Consider the following 18,881-nt stretch of genomic DNA (forward strand, 5'->3'; position numbering starts at 1 on the left):
CGAAACGTAAAGAAACAATAGAGCGTGTATTCGCAGATGCAAAAGAAAAGCATGGTATGCGTTGGACTACTTTAAGGGGACTTAAAAAATTGTCGATGCAGGCGATGCTCACTTTCGCTGCCATGAATTTAAAGAAGATGGCCAATTGGACATGGCAAGGTCCAAAAATGGCCTAACATAGTGGGCTCGTAGAGACCCAATCGCTTAATCTTGAGCAAAATTCAAAGGGAATTTCAAAAGGGGTCCGGAATTAAAACATTCCGAACCCCTTTTGTCTACACACTTTTATTTTTGTATTTAAATCAATCCTTTACAGCTTCTGCTTCTTTTAAGCGAATGACTGTATCTGCATCTGGTGTAGTATATACAGTTTGCTGCTGTTCATAGATGACAAAGCCGGGCTTCGAGCCATTTGGCTTCTTCACATGGCGAACTTGCGTAAAGTCTACGGGCACGGAACTCGATTGCTTTGCTTTACTGAAGAAGGCTGCTAAAACGGCTGCTTCTTTTATGGTTTCTTCACTCGGTGATTCATTCCGAATCACAACATGTGACCCAGGGATGTCTTTGGTATGTAGCCAAATTTCATCACGACGTGCAAACTTATTCGTTAAATAATCATTTTGTTTATTGTTTTTCCCGACAAAAATAAGATCTCCATCGGTGGAATAATATGTTTCAAGTTGCGGTTTTGCATTGGAAGGCTTTTTCATGCCTTTTTTCTTTTTTTGACGAATATATCCTTCTTCCTGAAGCTCCTCGCGTATTTCCTCAATATCTTTAGGTGAAGCCGATTGAAGTTGCTGATGTAGTGCTTCAAAGTATGCTAATTCCAATTTTGCTTTCTCGATTTGCTCTTGGACGACACCGACTGCATTTTTGGATTTTTGGTATCTAGAGAAGTACTTTTGCGCATTATCGGATGGGTTTTTTAATGGGTCAAGAGGGATTATGATTATACTTTGTTCATCATCATAATAATTGACCACTTCAATTTCCTTCATGCCTTTTTTCATTTGATATAAGTTAGCTGTCAGCAGTTCACCGAACAATTGGTATTGTTCTCCGCGTTCCGTTTCCTTTAATGTTCGTTCGAGTTTGCCGATTTTTTTGGAGTTCTTTTCAATTTCGTTCGCAATGAATCGATCTACATCCTGACTCTTTTGCTTTACCCGATCTCGTTCTGCCTTGCCAAAGTAATACCGATCGAGCATCGCGCTTAAGGAAGAAAACGTTCGGGAATTTCCAGTCAGGTGCTCTAGGGAAAGCATATAAAACACTTCTTTGTTGCCGTCTTGTTTAATTGTTGCGGAATATTTTTGTTCCGAAATTTCCTTTATAAGACTTGAAAATGCCGGTGGAAGAGTGGTGCTGTTGGCCAACCCTGCTCGATAAACGGCCTCCTTTGCAACTAACGGAGAAACTCCAGAAAATTGGGCAACAAGTTGACGATCGAGTTTTCCCGCATTAAAGTCGATATTTTTCCTTATATCATCCTCAGTAGCATCAAAAGGGTTATGCTTTTCTTGTGCGGGAGGCACTTTATATTCCTGTCCAGGTAGTATTGCCCGATAGCTGTTCACAGCGTAGGAGACATGCTTAATGCTGTCTAATATCATATTCCGTTCTTTATCAACTAATACAATATTGCTGTGACGACCCATGATTTCCACTATTAGCTGCTTATGTGAGACATCACCAAGCTCGTTACGCCCCTTAACCTCAAAAATAATCATCCTATCTAGTTCATATTGATAAATATCTTCAATCGTATAGCCTTCGAGATGCTTTCGAAGCAGCATACAGAACATTGGTGGCTCTTTTGGATTTTCATAGCTTTCTTCAGTCAACTGTACTCTTGAATAGCTTGGATGGGCTGATAATAAGAGTTTATGGTTCTTACCTCCAGCACGAACAACCAGGATAACTTCATTTTTATAAGGCTGATGAACTTTATTGATGCGTCCACCTTTTAATAAAGAAGCGATTTCTTCCGTCATCGCTTTCGTAAATAATCCATCAAATGACATTCTATTTTTACTTCCTTTACATAAGATTTTCTATGACTCCATTGATATTAATTGATGTTAGTTACAGAGAGTAATTTGACCTATTATTAACTCGCAAAAGTGGTATTTGCAAGTTTAAAAAACTCGATGAAGCGAGCTTTGAAATGTTCAGGTAAATTAATTTGATCAATTCTAATATGTACCTAGTTTAAACAAGCCAAAGTTGACCTTTTAAGGTGGCCTATTTTTATATGCAGTTGTTCGTCCACTTTCGTATAAGGTTCGTTCATCTTTCGCATTTCTGTTTAATTATAGCATTTTTTTGGACGAGTCTGAATAATCATGGAAGAAGAGCAGGTTGTTTTATGTATTTAGTATGCGGGCAGGTGTTGGATGAGCAGAGCTAGAGCGCCTGTTTGGTTGTATACAGGGGCCTATTTCATTCTATTCAAAGGGATGTGTGATACTTGATGGAGTTCAAGGAAATGAATAAGCAAGAAATGGAGAGCGCGCTTCAAACAAACGTTACACACGGTTTGGACGATGATGAAGTAAAGGACAGGCTGCATAAGCATGGTTTTAACGAATTAAAAGAAGGAGAAAAACAGTCAGCCATCCTTTTATTTTTCGCACAATTTAAAGATTTTATGGTTATTGTTTTACTTGCGGCGACATTGGTCTCCGGGATTTTGGGTGAATATATCGATGCGATTGCCATCATGGCGATTGTTTTTTTGAATGGAGTGCTAGGCTTTTTTCAAGAACGAAAGGCTGAAAAATCGTTGGATGCCCTGAAGGAAATGGCAGCACCACAAGTCCATGTTCTTAGGAATGGTCACTGGCTGAAGATTCCATCTAGAGAAGTCGTTGTGGGGGATATCTTGAAATTTTCGAGCGGGGATAGAATTGGCGCCGATTTACGGATTGTTGACAATTCAAGCCTTGAGATTGAAGAGTCGGCACTTACCGGTGAGTCTCTCCCGGCTGTTAAATGTTCTGATCCGATAATTAATGAGATAGAAGGTATCGGTGATCAGGAAAATATGGCTTTTATGGGAACGATGGTTACAAGAGGGAATGGAGTCGGAATTGTTGTCGCTACTGGTATGAATACTGCGATGGGGAAGATTGCCGACCTGCTTCAGACAGCTGAAACAAAAGAAACACCTTTACAGCGCCGTTTGGAGCAGCTAGGTAAAATTTTAATCGTCACTGCGTTGATATTAACGGTGATCGTCGTACTGACTGGAGTCATTCAAGGACATGATCTCTATACAATGTTTTTAGCTGGCGTTTCTTTAGCAGTTGCGGCGATTCCGGAAGGATTGCCAGCAATTGTGACTGTAGCCTTGTCGTTAGGTGTTCAGCGTATGATCAAACAAAAAGCGATCGTACGTAAGCTTCCAGCGGTCGAAACTCTTGGTTGCGCGACAGTGATTTGCTCAGATAAAACAGGTACACTGACGCAAAACAAAATGACGGTGACTAAAATTTGGAGTGGAGGTAAAACCTGGGATGTCAGCGGGACTGGATATAATCCGGTTGGGGAGTTTTCATTAGAAGGAGTTTCCGTAGCTCCGAAAAACCACAAAGCTTTGCTTCAAATGATGACATTTGGACTGCTCTGTAATAAAGCTGAACTAAACGAAAAGGGAAAACGATATGTCGTTGACGGAGATCCGACAGAAGGGGCGATGTTGGTTGCCGCAATGAAGGCAGGTTTGACAAGGGAATACTTATCTAGTCAGTTCACGATAGTGAAGGAGTTTCCATTTGACTCGGGTAGGAAAATGATGAGCGTTATAGTTAAGGATGATAAAGAGAATCATTTCGTCATCGTAAAAGGGGCCCCCGATGTATTGCTCGCCCAGAGCGACACGATTCTATGGGAAGGGAAGTCGGGCCCGCTGAATCGGGAAAGTAAGGAAAGAGTTCAACAAGACATGAGTAAGTTAGCTTCACAGGCACTACGGATGATTGCCGTTGGTTATAAACCCCTTTCGAAAGGAACAATTCTGCTTCATGAAACAGAAGCTGAACGCAATTTGACCTTCATGGGACTGCAGGGCATGATTGACCCTCCACGTCCAGAGGTGAAGCAGGCGGTTAAGGAGTGCCGTGATGCGGGAATCAAAACCGTCATGATCACTGGTGACCATGTAATAACCGCAAAGGCGATAGCTAAAGAACTTGGTATTTTAAAAGGGAAAGACCTTGTACTAGAAGGCAGGCAATTATCGGATATGGAAGTCGGAGAGCTTGAGGAAATAGTAGAAAGTGTTTCTGTGTTTGCTCGCGTTTCCCCGGAACATAAGCTAAAAATCGTAAAGGCCTTGCAAAATAAAGGACATGTAGTAGCGATGACAGGTGATGGTGTCAATGATGCACCTGCAATAAAATCAGCGGATATTGGTATATCTATGGGAATCACCGGGACAGATGTTGCCAAAGAGGCTTCCTCCTTGATATTGGTTGATGATAATTTTGCAACAATAAAATCAGCAATTAAAGAAGGCAGAAATATCTATGAAAATATCCGAAAGTTTATACGTTACTTGCTCGCATCCAATGTTGGAGAGATCTTGGTTATGTTTTTTGCGATGCTATGTGGCTTACCTTTACCGTTAATCCCGATCCAAATTCTATTCGTGAACCTCGTTACGGACGGTCTTCCTGCGATGGCTTTGGGGCTTGATGCGCCTGAAGACGATGTAATGAAAAGAAATCCTAGAAATGCAAATGAAGGTGTTTTCGGCAGAGGACTTGGATGGAAAATTATCTCTCGTGGTTTTCTAATTGGGATTTCAACATTGATTGCGTTTTACGTGGTATATCGAGCAAACCCGGCTAATCTGGCTTATGCACAAACGATCGCATTTGCTACCCTTGTTCTTGCTCAACTAATCCACGTTTTCGATTGTAGAAGTGAAATATCAATCTTTTCGAGAAATCCATTTGGTAATCTATATTTAGTGGGAGCTGTACTGTCTTCCCTTTTGGTAATGCTCGCCGTCATGTATGTTCAGCCCTTGCAAGCGATATTCCATACCGTTCCGATTTCGGGGAGGGATTGGCTTTTAGTATTAGGAATGTCGTCCATCCCAACTTTTTTACTAGCAGGAACTTTTTTAGCAAGAAAAGCACAATGAAATATGATATAATCTTTAAGGTGGTAGAGTCTTGCTCTATTACCTTTTTATTTTTATAACCTTTTATTTATAAGCTAAAGCGTTCGTGCTTAAGCTGATATATAATTAATGTAAACGCCAAGTTACTACATTATGCTTGATAGGAAGTGAAGCCATGGTTACCAGTATGACGGGCTATGGAAGAGAAGAAGCAGCAAACGAACAGGTCAAGATTTTTGCCGAAATCAAGACGGTAAACCATCGTTTTTGTGAATATACGATTCGAATGCCGCGCCAGCTTTTGGTTTTGGAAGAAAAAGTAAAGAAAAGGGCGAATCAATACATAAGAAGGGGACGGGTGGAAATCTTCATTACAGTAGAAGGTGATAGCCTAGTTTCCAAAAAGGTCAAGATCGATTGGAATCTTGCTGATCAGTATGTGAGTTTGATGGATATGGTTAAAGGGAAATACAACCTGGAAAGTTCCGTTACATTACAGGATATGCTGCAACTTGAATCAATTTTCGTGACGGAAGAAGTACCGATTGTTCCCACCGATTTGGAAGCCTTGCTAATGAAGGCTATTTCGGGGGCATTGGAAAACTTGAAAAAAATGCGGACTCAGGAAGGCCGTGAGTTGGCCCAGGATCTGCAACATCAGCTGAAAAAGTTTGGTGAGATTGTAGTAGGGGTTAAAAACTATGCACCTTCAGTTGTTGAGAAATATAAAGCACGGTTGGCAATCAAGCTAGCTGAGCTGACAGAAGGATTGATTGAGGATAGCCGTATTGTGACAGAAGCGGCCATTTTTGCTGATAAATGTGATATAAATGAAGAGCTGACGAGACTCGAAAGTCATGTGCAGCAATTTTCAGAAACGCTTACACATGGTGAACCAATCGGTAGAAAACTTGACTTCCTAGTTCAGGAGATGAATCGAGAAGTCAATACAATTGGATCAAAGGCAAATGATTCGACCATTACTAAAGAAGTGGTTGAAATGAAAAGTCTGCTTGAAAAATTAAAGGAACAGGTTCAAAATATCGAGTAGTCGGTTTATGATGAACCTATCAAGGTGACAATAGAATATGAATGGGGGACAAAAATGTCAATAAAGCTCATTAATATTGGATTTGGGAATATCGTTTCCGCAAATCGGATAGTATCCATCGTGAGTCCTGAATCAGCTCCGATTAAAAGGATTATCCAGGATGCTCGAGATCGCGGATCCTTAATAGATGCTACATACGGTAGAAGAACAAGGGCCGTTATTATTACAGACAGCGACCATGTTATCTTATCAGCGGTTCAACCAGAAACGGTTGCAGCAAGGCTTCAAGATAGAGATGACAGCGTAGAAGAGGGGTAACTAAAAGAATATGAGAGAAAAAGGTTTATTAATCGTTTTGTCCGGTCCATCCGGTGTTGGTAAAGGAACAGTAAGGAAGGCTATCTTTTCTCAGCCTGGTACGGCATTTGAATATTCAATTTCGATGACGACACGACTGCCACGCCATGGTGAAGTGGATGGAGTAGACTATTTCTTTAAAAAACGTGAGGAATTCGAAGCGTTGATTGAAGAAGGTAAACTGCTTGAATATGCTGAGTTCGTCGGCAATTATTATGGAACACCTGTGGATTATGTCCGTGAAACAATCGATTCTGGAAAAGATGTTTTTCTAGAAATCGAAGTTCAAGGAGCCAAACAAGTTAGGGAGAAATTTCCTGAAGGGCTTTTCATTTTTCTTGCACCCCCAAGCTTGACTGAACTCGAAAGCCGAATCGTAACACGCGGTACCGAGACAGAGGAAGCGATTAAAGGGAGAATGAAAGTAGCTAAAGAAGAAATAGAACTTATGGATTTGTATGATTATGTCGTTGAAAATGATCATGTGGATGCTGCTTGTGCTAGAATTAATGCAATTGTAATTGCCGAGCATTGCCGTCGGGAAAGAGTTGCTGTTTTATATAAAAAAATGTTGGAGGCGGAATAAACTATGTTATATCCATCTATTGATTCCCTATTACTAAAAATCGATTCAAAATATTCACTTGTATCAGTGGCAGCAAAACGTGCTAGAGAAATGCAAATTAAAGAAAACTGCCTTATTAATAAACCAGTTTCTCATAAATCAGTTGGTCGTGCCCTTGAAGAAATTCATTCTGGTAAATTGACTTACGATAATTCTTACGAGGAAAACTAAGCGAACACATAAGCTTGACCTATCGGGCCTGACACCCTAAAGCAAACAGGATGCGTTACATTTGAAAGTTGCTTCCTTCCTGCGGCCAAGGTGTCAGGCCTGTTTGTTTTGATTTTTAAGAAGCTCCTTAGGCAGAAGTAAGGCATAGACATCACAATTTTGTAAAAATCCATATATTACTGCGCAAATCAAATGAAATTTCTTATGTAATCCTTCATAATTAAGAAAAATAGAATGTATAGTTAGGGGAAATTTGCATGCTTATCGATAAAAAAGTTCTACTTTGTGTCACCGGCGGAATTGCTGTATATAAGGCTGCTGCCCTGACCAGTAAACTCACACAGGCAGGTGCCCAAGTTAAAGTAATCATGAGTGATTCCGCACGTCAATTTGTGACGCCGCTTACCTTTCAAGCGCTTTCGAGACATGATGTTTATACTGATACATTTGATGAAAAAGATTCTTCAGTCATTGCCCACATCGACCTGGCTGATTGGGCAGATATCATCCTTGTAGCTCCAGCTACCGCGAATGTTATTGGCAAGATAGCCAATGGAATCGCAGATGATATGGTCACGACGACAATTTTAGCAACGGAGGCTCCTGTTTGGGTGGCACCCGCAATGAATGTCCACATGTACGCTCACCCAGCGGTCCAAAAAAATATAGAGACACTTCGTACGTTCGGGTATCAATTCATTGAACCAGGTGAAGGTTATTTGGCTTGCGGATATGTTGGTAAGGGTAGATTGGAGGAACCAGAAACGATTGTAAAACACCTTAATCTATATTTCGGTGAAAGAAAATTACAACCTCTTAAAGGAAAGAAATATTTGATAACTGCAGGACCGACACGTGAAGCAATCGATCCGGTTCGTTATGTGACAAATCATTCAAGCGGGAAAATGGGCTATGCTCTTGCTGAGCAGGCAGCTGAGCAGGGGGCTGAGGTGACATTGATTACAGGCCCAGTAAGTTTGACACCTCCTTCAAAGGTCAAGGTCATCCATGTGGAATCGGCAGCAGATATGTATGATGCGGTTTTTGAACAATATGATACTAGTGATGTCGTGATCATGACGGCCGCAGTGGCAGACTATAAACCGAAATTTTATCATGCTCAGAAAATGAAAAAGAAGCCCGGTGAAAATGTGATTGAATTTGAACGGACAAAGGATATCCTTAAGGAACTAGGTGAGAATAAAACCCATCAGATATTGGTAGGATTTGCGGCAGAAACGAATAATGTTGAAGAGTATGCAAGAGGGAAATTAGCGAAAAAGAAAGCAGATATGATTGTTGCCAATAACGTTACCGTTGCCGGGGCAGGCTTTGGCACTGACACAAATATTGTGACGATTTTCAATAAAGATGGACGTGCTACCGACCTTCCTAAAATGAGTAAAGCGGATATAGCCAAAAGCATTCTGTCAGAAGTATCTCGCATGCAAAAGGAATGATGTCTTATGGATATTGCATCCGTTATTGTGGATGTACCTGCAAAACAAACTGATCGAGAATTTGACTATCGCATCCCTGAAAAATGGAAACAAGTCATCAAGCCTGGAATGCGCGTCATTGTCCCATTCGGCCCGAGAATGGTACAGGGCTTCGTGACCGGATTAAAAACCAAAAGTGATTTTGCGAAATTACGCAATATCAAAGAACCAATGGATTTGGAGCCAATTCTAAATGATGAATTGCTTAAGCTGGGTGACTGGTTGACCAAAGAGGCCATGTGTTTTAAAATTTCAGCGCTTCAGGCAATGCTTCCTGCTGCAATGAAAGCAAAATACGAAAAAGTGATCAATATCATTGAAGATAAAAAGGAGCAGCTTCCACCTCTCATTCAAAACCTTTTCGGAAAGCATGATTCATTATCCTGGAAAGATGTGATTGAAGGTGAGCATGCCTCCCTTTTTCAAAAAGAAGTACAAAACGGCAATTTAGAACTAGTGTATTATGTGAAAAACCGCCTCAATAAGAAGACGGTCCGTATCATTAAACCGTTGCTTTCCCCAGTGGAATTGAAAGAAATGGCTTCTACACTTTCCGGTAATGCAAAAAAACAACAGGAACTTCTTCAATACTTTATTGAACATCCAGAACCAGTCTCGCTTAAGGAACTGCTTGAAATGATTAATGCCTCAAGCGGCACGGTAAAGTCCCTTGTGTCAAAAGGGGCTTTAGTGGAACTGGATCAGGAAATATACCGCGACCCCTATGAAAATCGTGTGTTTGAAAAATCCAATCCCTTTACTTTAACGGATGAACAAGCAGTTGCCTTGAGGCCCATTCAGGAGAAAATAAAACATGACCAACATGAAGTTTTCCTATTATATGGTGTAACCGGAAGCGGGAAGACTGAAGTGTATTTACAGGCGATCGCTTCTGTCATGGATAAAGGTAAGGAAGCCATTATGCTGGTTCCGGAAATCTCATTGACGCCACAAACGGTGAAAAGGTTTAAGGAGCGCTTTGGTGATCAAGTAGCGGTCATGCATAGTGGTTTGTCTGTGGGCGAAAAATATGATGAATGGCGGAAAATCCACCGAAAAGAAGTAAAAGTTGTGGTAGGGGCACGTTCAGCCGTGTTTGCGCCTTTTGAAAACCTAGGCCTAGTCATCATTGATGAGGAACATGAATCCAGCTACAAGCAAGAAGAAACGCCCCGCTATCATGCGAGGGACGTTGCAATTCAAAGAGCAAAATCGTATCAATGTCCGGTCATTCTCGGTAGCGCCACTCCGACTCTTGAATCCTTTGCACGTGCCAAGAAAAACGTCTATCAGTTACTGACTCTTAGTCAGCGGATGAATAAAAATGCGTTGCCGGCAGTGGAAATTGTTGATATGAGAGAAGAATTAAGGACGGGGAATCGATCGATGTTTTCAGAGCTGCTCTTTACGAAGTTGAAGGATCGGCTTGAAAAGGGGCAACAGACTGTGTTGATGCTAAATAAACGAGGACATTCCTCCTTTGTGATGTGCCGAAGCTGTGGATTAGTGATCAACTGTCCTAATTGTGACATTTCACTCACCTATCATCGCTTTAATGATATAATGAAATGCCATTATTGTGGATTTGAGGAAGGAATGCCATCTGTTTGTCCTGAATGTGATAGTGAACATATTAGATTCTTCGGTACAGGTACGCAAAAAGTGGAGGAAGAACTTGCAAAAATTCTCCCAGATGCACGAGTAATACGAATGGATGTCGACACAACAAGTAAAAAAGGTTCACATGAGCGGTTGCTAAATGCCTTTGGTGAGGGAAAGGCTGATATATTACTCGGCACCCAAATGATTGCCAAGGGACTTGATTTTCCCAATATTACTCTAGTTGGAGTCCTTTCAGCCGACACAATGCTCCATTTGCCCGATTTCCGTTCATCGGAAAAAACGTTTCAACTGTTGACACAAGTCAGTGGAAGAGCGGGACGTCACCAACTCCCAGGAGAGGTAGTCATTCAAACCTATACGCCTGAGCATTACAGCATTGAGCTTTCAGCTATGCAGGATTATGATTTCTTTTTTGAGCGAGAGATGTATCTCCGCAGGCAAAGTCATTACCCTCCCTATTATTACGTTGTACTTATAACTGTTTCACATGAAGACTTAATGAAAACAGTGAATGTCACGGAAAAAATCACCAATTATTTAAGTTCCCGATTGAATCGGGATTCCATCGTACTCGGTCCTGTTGCTTCGCCCATTAGTCGAATCAACAATAGATATCGCTACCAATGTCTGATAAAATACAAACGAGAGCCGGATCTTAATAAGCATTTACGAACACTTTTAGAGCATTATCAAAAAGAAACGGCCCAAAATCATCTGCAGATTTCAATAGATTTAAATCCGCAAATTATGATGTAATTATTTAAGCGTTGGATGATTACCGCGAGCAGTTCTAGCTTGCGTTTTTATATAATGAAGTTTTGGTTTTTATATTTAGGAGGGTACCTTTAATTTTGGCTATTTTACCGATTGTCTTGTTTCCTGAAAAAATTTTACAACAAAAATGCGATAAAATAACAAGTTTTGATAAAAAATTGGCTAAGCTGTTAAATAACATGTATGAAACCATGGTTGAAGCTGATGGCGTTGGCCTTGCTGCACCTCAGGTTGGGGTGAAAAAGCAAGTAGCGGTCGTTGAAATAGAGGAAGGATCTGGTGTAATCGAACTGATTAATCCAGAAGTGCTAGAAGTGGAAGGCGAACAAACAGCTGTTGAAGGCTGTTTGAGTTTTCCAAGTATATACGGGGAAGTATCGCGCCCTTACCGCGTCAAGGTGCGGGCCCAGGACCGAAAAGGATCCTTTTTCGAAATAGAAGCGGAGGATTTCCTTGCTAGAGCCCTTCAGCACGAGATAGATCATTTGCAAGGAGTGTTATTTACAAGTAAGGTTTCACGCTATATTACGGAAGAAGAGTTAGAAAGGTTTGGAGAAGAATGACAAAAATTATTTTTATGGGAACACCGGACTTTTCAGTACCGGTACTTAAAAGAATCATTGACGAAGGTTATGAAGTGATTGCAGTTGTTACACAGCCTGACCGTCCGGTGGGTCGCAAAAAGGTGCTAACGCCTCCGCCAGTTAAGGTAGAAGCCGAAAAGCAGGGGATTCCTGTTTATCAGCCCGAAAAAATTCGTGAAAATGAAGAACTTGAAAAAATTATTGCATTGAAGCCTGACTTAGTGGTAACGGCTGCTTTCGGACAAATCCTTCCGAATGAATTGTTAGAAGCTCCAAAATACGGATGTATTAATGTACATGCCTCACTGCTTCCTGAACTACGTGGAGGAGCGCCTATCCATTATTCGATATTACAGGGGAAAGAAAAAACAGGAATAACGATCATGTATATGGCCGAGAAACTGGATGCTGGGGATATATTAACGCAGGCAGAAGTTACCATAGAGGAAGAAGACAATGTCGGCACACTACATGATAAATTAAGCAAGGTCGGTTCGGATTTACTTGCAGAAACATTGCCAAAGCTTTTAAATGATGAATTATATGCGATTAAGCAAGATGAAGATAAAGCAACTTTCGCACCTAATATTAAACGGTCAGAGGAAAAAATCGACTGGACGAAAACAGGGGAAGACATATATAACCATGTACGTGGCCTGAATCCATGGCCTGTTGCCTATACACTCTTAAATGAATCCATTTTAAAAATTTGGCAGGCAAAGAAGCTTGAACATAACAATCGGGCAGTGCCGGGGACGATTATTGATGTACGAAACGATGGTTTTGTCGTTTCGACCGGCAATGAGACGGCTATACTAGTTACGGACCTGCAGCCTTCAGGAAAGAAAAAAATGCCGGCGAAAGATTACTTGCGCGGAGCCGGGTCGTTCATTAAAGCAGGCATGAAGTTAGGAGAACAGAATGAAGCAAACTAAAAAGGGAGTACGTGAAATCGCTCTCGATATTTTGGAATCTGTAGAGAAAAACCAATCCTACAGCAACCTTTTACTTAACAATTTGATTAAAAAGCACCAGCTATCTGGTGTAGATAGTGGTTTGCTAACAGAAATAAGCTACGGTACGATTCAGCGGAAAATGACTTTGGATTACTATCTGAAGCCATATATAAAGCAACCGAAAAAAACGCTAAGCTGGGTTATCAACCTGCTTAGACTCTCCGTTTATCAAATGATTTATTTAGATAAAGTACCAGATCACGCAATTATTTTTGAAGCTGTCGAAATCTCGAAAAAGCGTGGCCATAAGGGAACGTCTTCAATGGTCAATGGTGTGCTTCGTAATATACAAAGAAATGGTGTAGCTCCTCTTGATGATATCAAAGATGATCTTGAACGCCTCTCAATCGAGGTAAGCCATCCTACTTGGCTAGTCAAACGTTGGGTAGAGCAATTTGGCTATGAGAAAACAAAGGAAATGTGTGAAATTAACTTAACAGCTCCACTGCAGACGGGAAGGGTTAATTTAAAGCAGATTTCACGCAATGAACTAATCAGCATTTTGACAGAAGAAGGCTATGATGTTGAGGCAAGTGATGTTGTTCCAGAAGCAATTGTTAGCTATAGAGGAAATCTTGCTCATTCAGAAAGCTATAAATTGGGGTATCTATCGATTCAAGACGAAAGTTCGATGCTAGTAGCCCATGCGTTAGGAGCCAATGACAATGATGCAGTTCTCGATTGCTGTGCGGCACCTGGAGGTAAGACAACTCATATCGCGGAAGGATTAACCACAGGACAAGTATATGCCCTTGATCTTCATGAGCATAAGGTTAAGCTCATTAAAGAGCAGGCAGAGAGGCTAAAGCTAAGAAACAACATTAAGACTATGGCTATCGATAGCAGAAGCGTTCAAGAACACTTTAATAAAGAAGGGTTTGACCGGATCCTGATAGATGCACCATGTTCAGGATTAGGCGTTATGCGCCGGAAGCCGGATGTAAAGTACACAAAAACAAAAGATGATATAATGAAACTCTCAAGTATACAAAAACAGTTATTGGAAGCAGCTGCCCCGCTCGTAAAGCAAGGCGGACGGTTAGTATATAGTACATGTACGGTGGACAAAGAAGAAAATGATAAAGTTGCTGCAGCATTTTTGGAAAACCATCCGGATTTTGAAAGTGATACAACATTGGCCACAAGAATGCCTGAAAGTGTTCAGCCATATATTGAAGGCCATACGTTGCAAGTGTTCCCGCAATATTTAAGCAGTGATGGATTCTTTATTGCGAGTTTTAGAAAGAAGGTGCTGTAAATGGCAGAGATTACTAAATCATCAAGAGTAAAAAAAGACACAACACCAGAAAAACCATCGATTTATTCATTAGAGCTTCACCAAATTAAAGAATGGCTGGTTGAAAACGGCGAGAAGGCATTCCGTGCAGATCAAATTTATGACTGGCTTTACAAAAAGCGTATTTCTAGTTTTGAAGATATGTCTAACCTTTCGAAATCTTTACGCGATAAACTGGAAGAACAGTTTACATTCACTACATTAAAAACATTGATTCAGCAAACGTCAAATGACGGGACCATGAAGTTTTTATTTGAGCTGCATGATGGATATTCAATTGAAACAGTATTAATGCGCCATGAATATGGAAACTCTATCTGTGTTACAACACAAGTGGGTTGTAGGATTGGTTGTACATTCTGTGCATCAACTCTTGGCGGCTTAAAACGAAATCTTGAATCAGGAGAAATCGTTGCCCAGGTCGTTAAGGTACAACAGGCACTTGATGAAGTGGAAGAACGCGTTAGCTCAGTTGTTATCATGGGAATCGGTGAACCGTTCGATAACTATGATAATATGATGTCTTTCTTGAAGAATATAAATCATGAAAAAGGCTTAAACATTGGAGCACGTCATATTACCGTTTCAACAAGTGGTATCATTCCAAAAATTTATAAGTTTGCTGAAGAGAGCATGCAAATCAATTTTGCGGTTTCCCTTCATGCCCCTAATACAGAATTGAGAAGTAAATTGATGCCAATCAACAAGGCCTATAAACTGCCAGACTTGATTGAAGCCATCAAATACTATACAGAAAAAACAGGGCGCCGTGTCAGTTTTGAATATGGTCTATTCGGAGGCGAAAATGATTCAGTGAAACACGCCGAAGAATTAGCCGATTTAATAACCGGAATTAAATGCCATGTCAACTTAATTCCGGTTAACTATGTACCGGAACGAGACTATGTACGTACACCTCGGGACCAAATTTTTGAGTTTGAAAAAACATTGAAAAAGCGTGGCATTAATGTAACGATCCGAAGGGAACAAGGCAGTGATATTGACGCAGCCTGCGGCCAGCTTCGGGCTAAGGAGCGCAAAGAAGAGACGAGGTGACCCTATGAGGGCAATATTTAAAACAGACCGTGGAAAAGTCCGCCAGCATAATGAAGATAATGGCGGAGTCTTTAAGAATTCGGAAGGCGTTCGCCTTGCCATCGTTGCAGATGGCATGGGCGGCCACCGAGCCGGAGATGTAGCAAGTGCAATGACGATTGACCTTTTGAAAAAAGGTTGGGAGGAATCCAGAGGGATTGAGACTGCAAATGATGCAGAGGATTGGCTAAGAAAGAAAATCTTCTTGGTTAATCAATTGCTTTTTGAACATGCCGAAGCGAATACAGAATGCAAGGGCATGGGGACAACCATTGTTGCAGCAATATGTACTGATAAATTTTCAACTATTGCCAACATCGGGGACAGCCGATGTTATTTGTATAATGAGAGTGGTTTTAAGCAGGTCACGGAAGATCATTCGCTTGTTAACGAATTAGTCCGTTCAGGACAGATTTCAAAGGAAGACGCCGAGAATCATCCACGAAAAAATGTTTTATTACGAGCCTTGGGTACAGAAATGCAAGTGGAAATGGACATTACTACGGTCATTTTCGAAGAAAGTGATTTACTTTTGCTTTGCTCGGACGGTTTAACGAATAAAGTGAGTGAACAGGAACTTGCAGAAACAGTTACCAATGGGCTGCCACTTGAAGATAAGGCGAATTCATTAATAGATAAGGCCAATCACTATGGTGGAGAAGATAATATCACCCTTGTGCTTGTTCAATTTATCGATGAAAGCGAAAGCAGGTGAACTTAATGTTGATTGGTAGAAGAATCAACGGCCGTTATAAACTGATCGAGATGGTCGGTGGCGGCGGTATGGCGAATGTTTACCTTGCAAGGGACATGATTTTGGACCGTGATGTTGCGTTGAAAATCCTTCGCATGGATTTTAATAATGACGAAGAGTTCATCAAGCGTTTTAATCGTGAAGCACAATCAGCAACAAGTCTAGCTCATCCGAATATTGTAAGTATTTATGATGTTGGTGAAGAAGATGCTATCTATTATATTGTCATGGAATATGTAGACGGTTTTACACTAAAGCAATACATACAAAAATATTATCCGATTCCGGTTGAAAAAGCCTTGGATATCATGAAGCAAATTACAGCAGCGATTTCCCATGCCCATCATAACGGGATTATCCATCGGGATATCAAGCCACAGAATATTTTGATTGATAAAGAAGGAACCGTCAAAATTACGGACTTTGGAATTGCATTGGCCCTTAGTGCAACGAATATAACTCAGACGAACGCAGTCTTAGGCTCTGTTCATTATTTATCTCCAGAACAGGCTAGAGGCGGAATGGCCAATAAGAAATCTGATATCTATTCACTTGGCATCGTCATGTTTGAATTGTTAACGGGGAGATTACCCTTTTCAGGTGAATCTGCGGTTTCGATAGCTCTTAAACATTTACAATCAGAAACTCCTTCTCCAAAACGCTGGAACTCTGAAATACCACAAAGTGTGGAAAATATTATCTTAAAAGCGACAGCAAAAGATTCATATTACCGTTATGAAAGTGTAGATTCAATGGAAGATGATATTCGAACGTCGCTTAATCCAGAGCGTTTAAATGAATCCCCTTTTGCCATTCCTGAAGATCATGATGCAACAAAGGCCATACCAATCATCACGGATGATCAGCTTTCAAGTATTGATGAGACAATAATAAGGGGACCGGAGAAAAACACTCTAGTCTATGCGGATGATGAGGATAGAGAATCTGAAGCGGCCACTAAAACAAAAAAGAAAAAGAAGAGACAGAAAAAACAAAAAACAAAGTCAAAACAAAAAGATAAAAAACGAAAAAAATTGCCCACCATTTTAGTTACCATCTTTTTAGTTCTTGCCCTGCTTGCTATTTTATCTATAACTCTTGTACCGACGATGCTTGGTTCGAAGGAAGTTACCATCCCTGATCTTAAAGGGAAAGAGTTGGATGATGCTATTACTGAATTGGTTAATTTGAAACTGGTTATTGGAAATACGATTGAGATTGAAGATGAAGAGGTCGAAAAAGACCTTGTGATTAAAACGAACCCTAAGCAAGGCAGGACGGTCAAGGTAGGTGCAAAAATTGATATTTACCAGAGTATTGGTAAAGAAACGATTTCATTGTCTAGCTATGAAGGCAGAAAGTATTCAGATGTCGAATCCTTCCTTGAAAAAATGGGCTTCAAGGACATTGTCGTGACCGAAGAATATGATGACAGTGCAGCAGGTACGATTATAAAACAAACACCTTCGGAAGGTGACAAAATCGTACCATCCGAAACAGATCTTAAGTTAACGGTAAGTAAAGGGGCAGATTTATTGAGCTTGAAGAACCTAACAGGTTTCAATGAAGCTGGACTCAATGATTACTCTAATGACAGTGGAATAAAGATTAAGGTGGAAGATAAAGTCTATAATGATTCCATTGCAGAGGGGCTTGTTATATCACAGTCGCCTGAAGCGGGTACTAGAGTCGAACAAGGCAGTACTGTGGAAGTAGTCCTTTCAAAAGGGAAAGAAGAAATCCCTCCAAAAAAGGTAACAGAGGAAATTACGATTGAGTATGATCCAGTAGAGCCAGGCAAAGCGCAAGAGATCCAAATTTTCATTGAAGATATCAACAATAGCATGACGGAGCCACAAGAATCATTTTTTATCGTAGAAACTGAAAAACGAAAGATTGATCTAATGGTATCTCCAGATAAGAAAGCCGGATATAAAGTCATGCGGGACAATCAGGTCATTATCGACCAAGCCGTCTCTTATCCAAAATAAATTTATTAAATTAGGAGTGTGGCTATGCCCGAAGGAAAAATTATTAAAGCATTAAGTGGATTTTATTATGTTCTTGATGGAGAAGAGGTTTTTCAATGCCGAGGCCGTGGAGTATTCCGGAAAAATAAGGTAACGCCCCTTGTTGGTGATTATGTGGTTTATCAAGCGGATAATAAAACAGATGGGACTGTAACCGAAATAAAGCCACGTAAGAATGAATTGATTCGTCCGCAGATATCAAATGTAGATCAAGCCATTCTTGTGTTTTCGGCTGTTGAACCTGATTTTAGCCCAGCCTTGCTTGATAGATTTCTCGTTCTTATTGAAGATAACGAAATCGAACCCATAATTGTCGTAACGAAGATGGACTTAGTGACTGCTGAGAGCCAAGAGAAATTGTCTCAGTATATCAAAGACTATCAGAAGTTGGGCTATACAGTGCTGGAGACTTCTTCAGTTTCCACTGGTGGCATTGAAGAGCTTGTTCCTTATATAGAAGGGAAAACAAGTGTATTTGCCGGTCAGTCAGGGGTTGGGAAATCCTCATTACTGAATGCAATCAATCCTGAATTGGCTCTAAAGACAGATGATATATCGTCCCACTTAGGACGAGGAAAGCACACCACTCGTCATGTGGAATTGATTCATATTGGTTCTGGACTTGTTGCGGATACACCTGGATTCAGTTCACTTGAATTTATGGAAATGGAAGCTGAACGCTTATCCTATTGCTTCCCAGAAATGCATAAGTATGGAGAAAACTGTAAATTCAGGGCTTGCTTACATGACAAAGAGCCGAAGTGTGCTGTGAAGGAAGCGGTTGATACAGGGGAGATTCCACGGTATCGATATGAGCACTATATGCAGTTTATAGAGGAAATTAGAGATAGAAAGCCGAGGTATTAGA

At 40.7% G+C, this 18,881-nt stretch carries 16 protein-coding genes; 15 read left to right on the forward strand and 1 reads right to left on the reverse strand.

Going from position 1 to position 18,881, the window contains the following annotated elements:
• Positions 1-176, forward strand: a 176-nt coding sequence (locus tag ACQKMR_RS21510) for a transposase (protein WP_427699193.1), incomplete at its 5' end; no start/stop codon positions are given.
• A 126-nt stretch (positions 177-302) separates the two neighbouring features.
• On the opposite strand, the gene ACQKMR_RS21515 is transcribed toward ACQKMR_RS21510, so the two are convergent.
• Positions 303-2,030: an Rqc2 family fibronectin-binding protein gene (locus tag ACQKMR_RS21515; RefSeq protein WP_427699150.1), complete on the reverse strand. Its 1,728-nt coding sequence runs from the start codon at positions 2,028-2,030 to the stop codon at positions 303-305.
• A gap of 449 nt (positions 2,031-2,479) precedes the next feature.
• Here ACQKMR_RS21515 and ACQKMR_RS21520 point away from each other — a divergent pair, with 449 nt between their 5' ends.
• From ACQKMR_RS21520 to rsgA, 14 genes are all read left to right on the forward strand, one after another.
• Positions 2,480-5,158, forward strand: coding sequence for a calcium-translocating P-type ATPase, SERCA-type (locus ACQKMR_RS21520; protein ID WP_427699194.1), 2,679 nt, complete (start codon positions 2,480-2,482; stop codon positions 5,156-5,158).
• Between the two features lie 154 nt (positions 5,159-5,312).
• Positions 5,313-6,188, forward strand: coding sequence for a YicC/YloC family endoribonuclease (locus ACQKMR_RS21525; protein ID WP_427699151.1), 876 nt, complete (start codon positions 5,313-5,315; stop codon positions 6,186-6,188).
• 54 nt (positions 6,189-6,242) lie between these two features.
• Entirely contained in the window at positions 6,243-6,506 is a 264-nt protein-coding gene (gene remA / locus ACQKMR_RS21530) for an extracellular matrix/biofilm regulator RemA (protein WP_034313813.1), read from the forward strand.
• A gap of 10 nt (positions 6,507-6,516) precedes the next feature.
• Entirely contained in the window at positions 6,517-7,131 is a 615-nt protein-coding gene (gene gmk, locus ACQKMR_RS21535) for a guanylate kinase (protein ID WP_034313809.1), read from the forward strand.
• A 3-nt stretch (positions 7,132-7,134) separates the two neighbouring features.
• A complete protein-coding gene (rpoZ, locus tag ACQKMR_RS21540; RefSeq protein WP_427699152.1) occupies positions 7,135-7,341 on the forward strand; it encodes a DNA-directed RNA polymerase subunit omega in 207 nt (68 codons plus the stop codon).
• Positions 7,342-7,598: 257 nt separating this feature from the next.
• Complete coding sequence (gene coaBC, locus ACQKMR_RS21545; RefSeq protein ID WP_427699153.1) at positions 7,599-8,801, forward strand: bifunctional phosphopantothenoylcysteine decarboxylase/phosphopantothenate--cysteine ligase CoaBC; 1,203 nt, start codon at positions 7,599-7,601, stop codon at positions 8,799-8,801.
• A 6-nt stretch (positions 8,802-8,807) separates the two neighbouring features.
• Positions 8,808-11,219 (forward strand): primosomal protein N', encoded by a 2,412-nt coding sequence (gene priA / locus ACQKMR_RS21550; protein ID WP_427699154.1) that lies wholly within the window; start codon positions 8,808-8,810, stop codon positions 11,217-11,219.
• 95 nt (positions 11,220-11,314) lie between these two features.
• Complete coding sequence (gene def, locus ACQKMR_RS21555) at positions 11,315-11,800, forward strand: peptide deformylase (RefSeq protein WP_427699155.1); 486 nt, start codon at positions 11,315-11,317, stop codon at positions 11,798-11,800.
• Positions 11,797-12,756, forward strand: a complete 960-nt coding sequence (gene fmt / locus ACQKMR_RS21560) for a methionyl-tRNA formyltransferase (RefSeq protein WP_427699156.1) — start codon at positions 11,797-11,799, stop codon at positions 12,754-12,756. The genes def and fmt overlap by 4 nt, the downstream gene beginning before the upstream one ends.
• Positions 12,743-14,095 carry a 16S rRNA (cytosine(967)-C(5))-methyltransferase RsmB gene (gene rsmB / locus ACQKMR_RS21565; RefSeq protein WP_427699157.1) on the forward strand — a complete coding sequence of 451 codons (1,353 nt, stop codon included), beginning with the start codon at positions 12,743-12,745 and terminating at the stop codon, positions 14,093-14,095. Before fmt ends, rsmB begins: the two co-directional genes overlap by 14 nt.
• Complete coding sequence (gene rlmN, locus ACQKMR_RS21570) at positions 14,096-15,190, forward strand: 23S rRNA (adenine(2503)-C(2))-methyltransferase RlmN (RefSeq protein WP_427699158.1); 1,095 nt, start codon at positions 14,096-14,098, stop codon at positions 15,188-15,190.
• 4 nt (positions 15,191-15,194) lie between these two features.
• On the forward strand, positions 15,195-15,944 hold the full coding sequence (locus ACQKMR_RS21575; RefSeq protein WP_427699159.1) for a Stp1/IreP family PP2C-type Ser/Thr phosphatase: 750 nt from the start codon (positions 15,195-15,197) through the stop codon (positions 15,942-15,944).
• Positions 15,945-15,949: 5 nt separating this feature from the next.
• A complete protein-coding gene (gene pknB / locus ACQKMR_RS21580; RefSeq protein ID WP_427699160.1) occupies positions 15,950-17,974 on the forward strand; it encodes a Stk1 family PASTA domain-containing Ser/Thr kinase in 2,025 nt (674 codons plus the stop codon).
• Between the two features lie 24 nt (positions 17,975-17,998).
• The gene (gene rsgA, locus ACQKMR_RS21585) at positions 17,999-18,880 is read left to right on the forward strand and encodes a ribosome small subunit-dependent GTPase A (RefSeq protein ID WP_427699161.1); all 882 of its coding nucleotides are present in this window, start codon (positions 17,999-18,001) and stop codon (positions 18,878-18,880) included.
• The last annotated feature ends 1 nt before the right edge of the window (position 18,881 follow it).

The sequence above is a fragment of the Peribacillus sp. NPDC096540 genome (assembly GCF_050278525.1).
Classification (GTDB): Bacteria; Bacillota; Bacilli; order Bacillales; family DSM-1321; genus Peribacillus.

Coding starts and splice junctions, on each gene's coding strand:
- ACQKMR_RS21515 (WP_427699150.1), bottom strand. CDS start 2,030: ATGTCATTTGATGGATTATTTACGAAAGCGATGACGGAAGAAATCGCT.
- ACQKMR_RS21520 (WP_427699194.1), top strand. CDS start 2,480: ATGGAGTTCAAGGAAATGAATAAGCAAGAAATGGAGAGCGCGCTTCAA.
- ACQKMR_RS21525 (WP_427699151.1), top strand. CDS start 5,313: ATGGTTACCAGTATGACGGGCTATGGAAGAGAAGAAGCAGCAAACGAA.
- remA (WP_034313813.1), top strand. CDS start 6,243: ATGTCAATAAAGCTCATTAATATTGGATTTGGGAATATCGTTTCCGCA.
- gmk (WP_034313809.1), top strand. CDS start 6,517: ATGAGAGAAAAAGGTTTATTAATCGTTTTGTCCGGTCCATCCGGTGTT.
- rpoZ (WP_427699152.1), top strand. CDS start 7,135: ATGTTATATCCATCTATTGATTCCCTATTACTAAAAATCGATTCAAAA.
- coaBC (WP_427699153.1), top strand. CDS start 7,599: ATGCTTATCGATAAAAAAGTTCTACTTTGTGTCACCGGCGGAATTGCT.
- priA (WP_427699154.1), top strand. CDS start 8,808: ATGGATATTGCATCCGTTATTGTGGATGTACCTGCAAAACAAACTGAT.
- fmt (WP_427699156.1), top strand. CDS start 11,797: ATGACAAAAATTATTTTTATGGGAACACCGGACTTTTCAGTACCGGTA.
- rsmB (WP_427699157.1), top strand. CDS start 12,743: ATGAAGCAAACTAAAAAGGGAGTACGTGAAATCGCTCTCGATATTTTG.
- rlmN (WP_427699158.1), top strand. CDS start 14,096: ATGGCAGAGATTACTAAATCATCAAGAGTAAAAAAAGACACAACACCA.
- ACQKMR_RS21575 (WP_427699159.1), top strand. CDS start 15,195: ATGAGGGCAATATTTAAAACAGACCGTGGAAAAGTCCGCCAGCATAAT.
- pknB (WP_427699160.1), top strand. CDS start 15,950: ATGTTGATTGGTAGAAGAATCAACGGCCGTTATAAACTGATCGAGATG.
- rsgA (WP_427699161.1), top strand. CDS start 17,999: ATGCCCGAAGGAAAAATTATTAAAGCATTAAGTGGATTTTATTATGTT.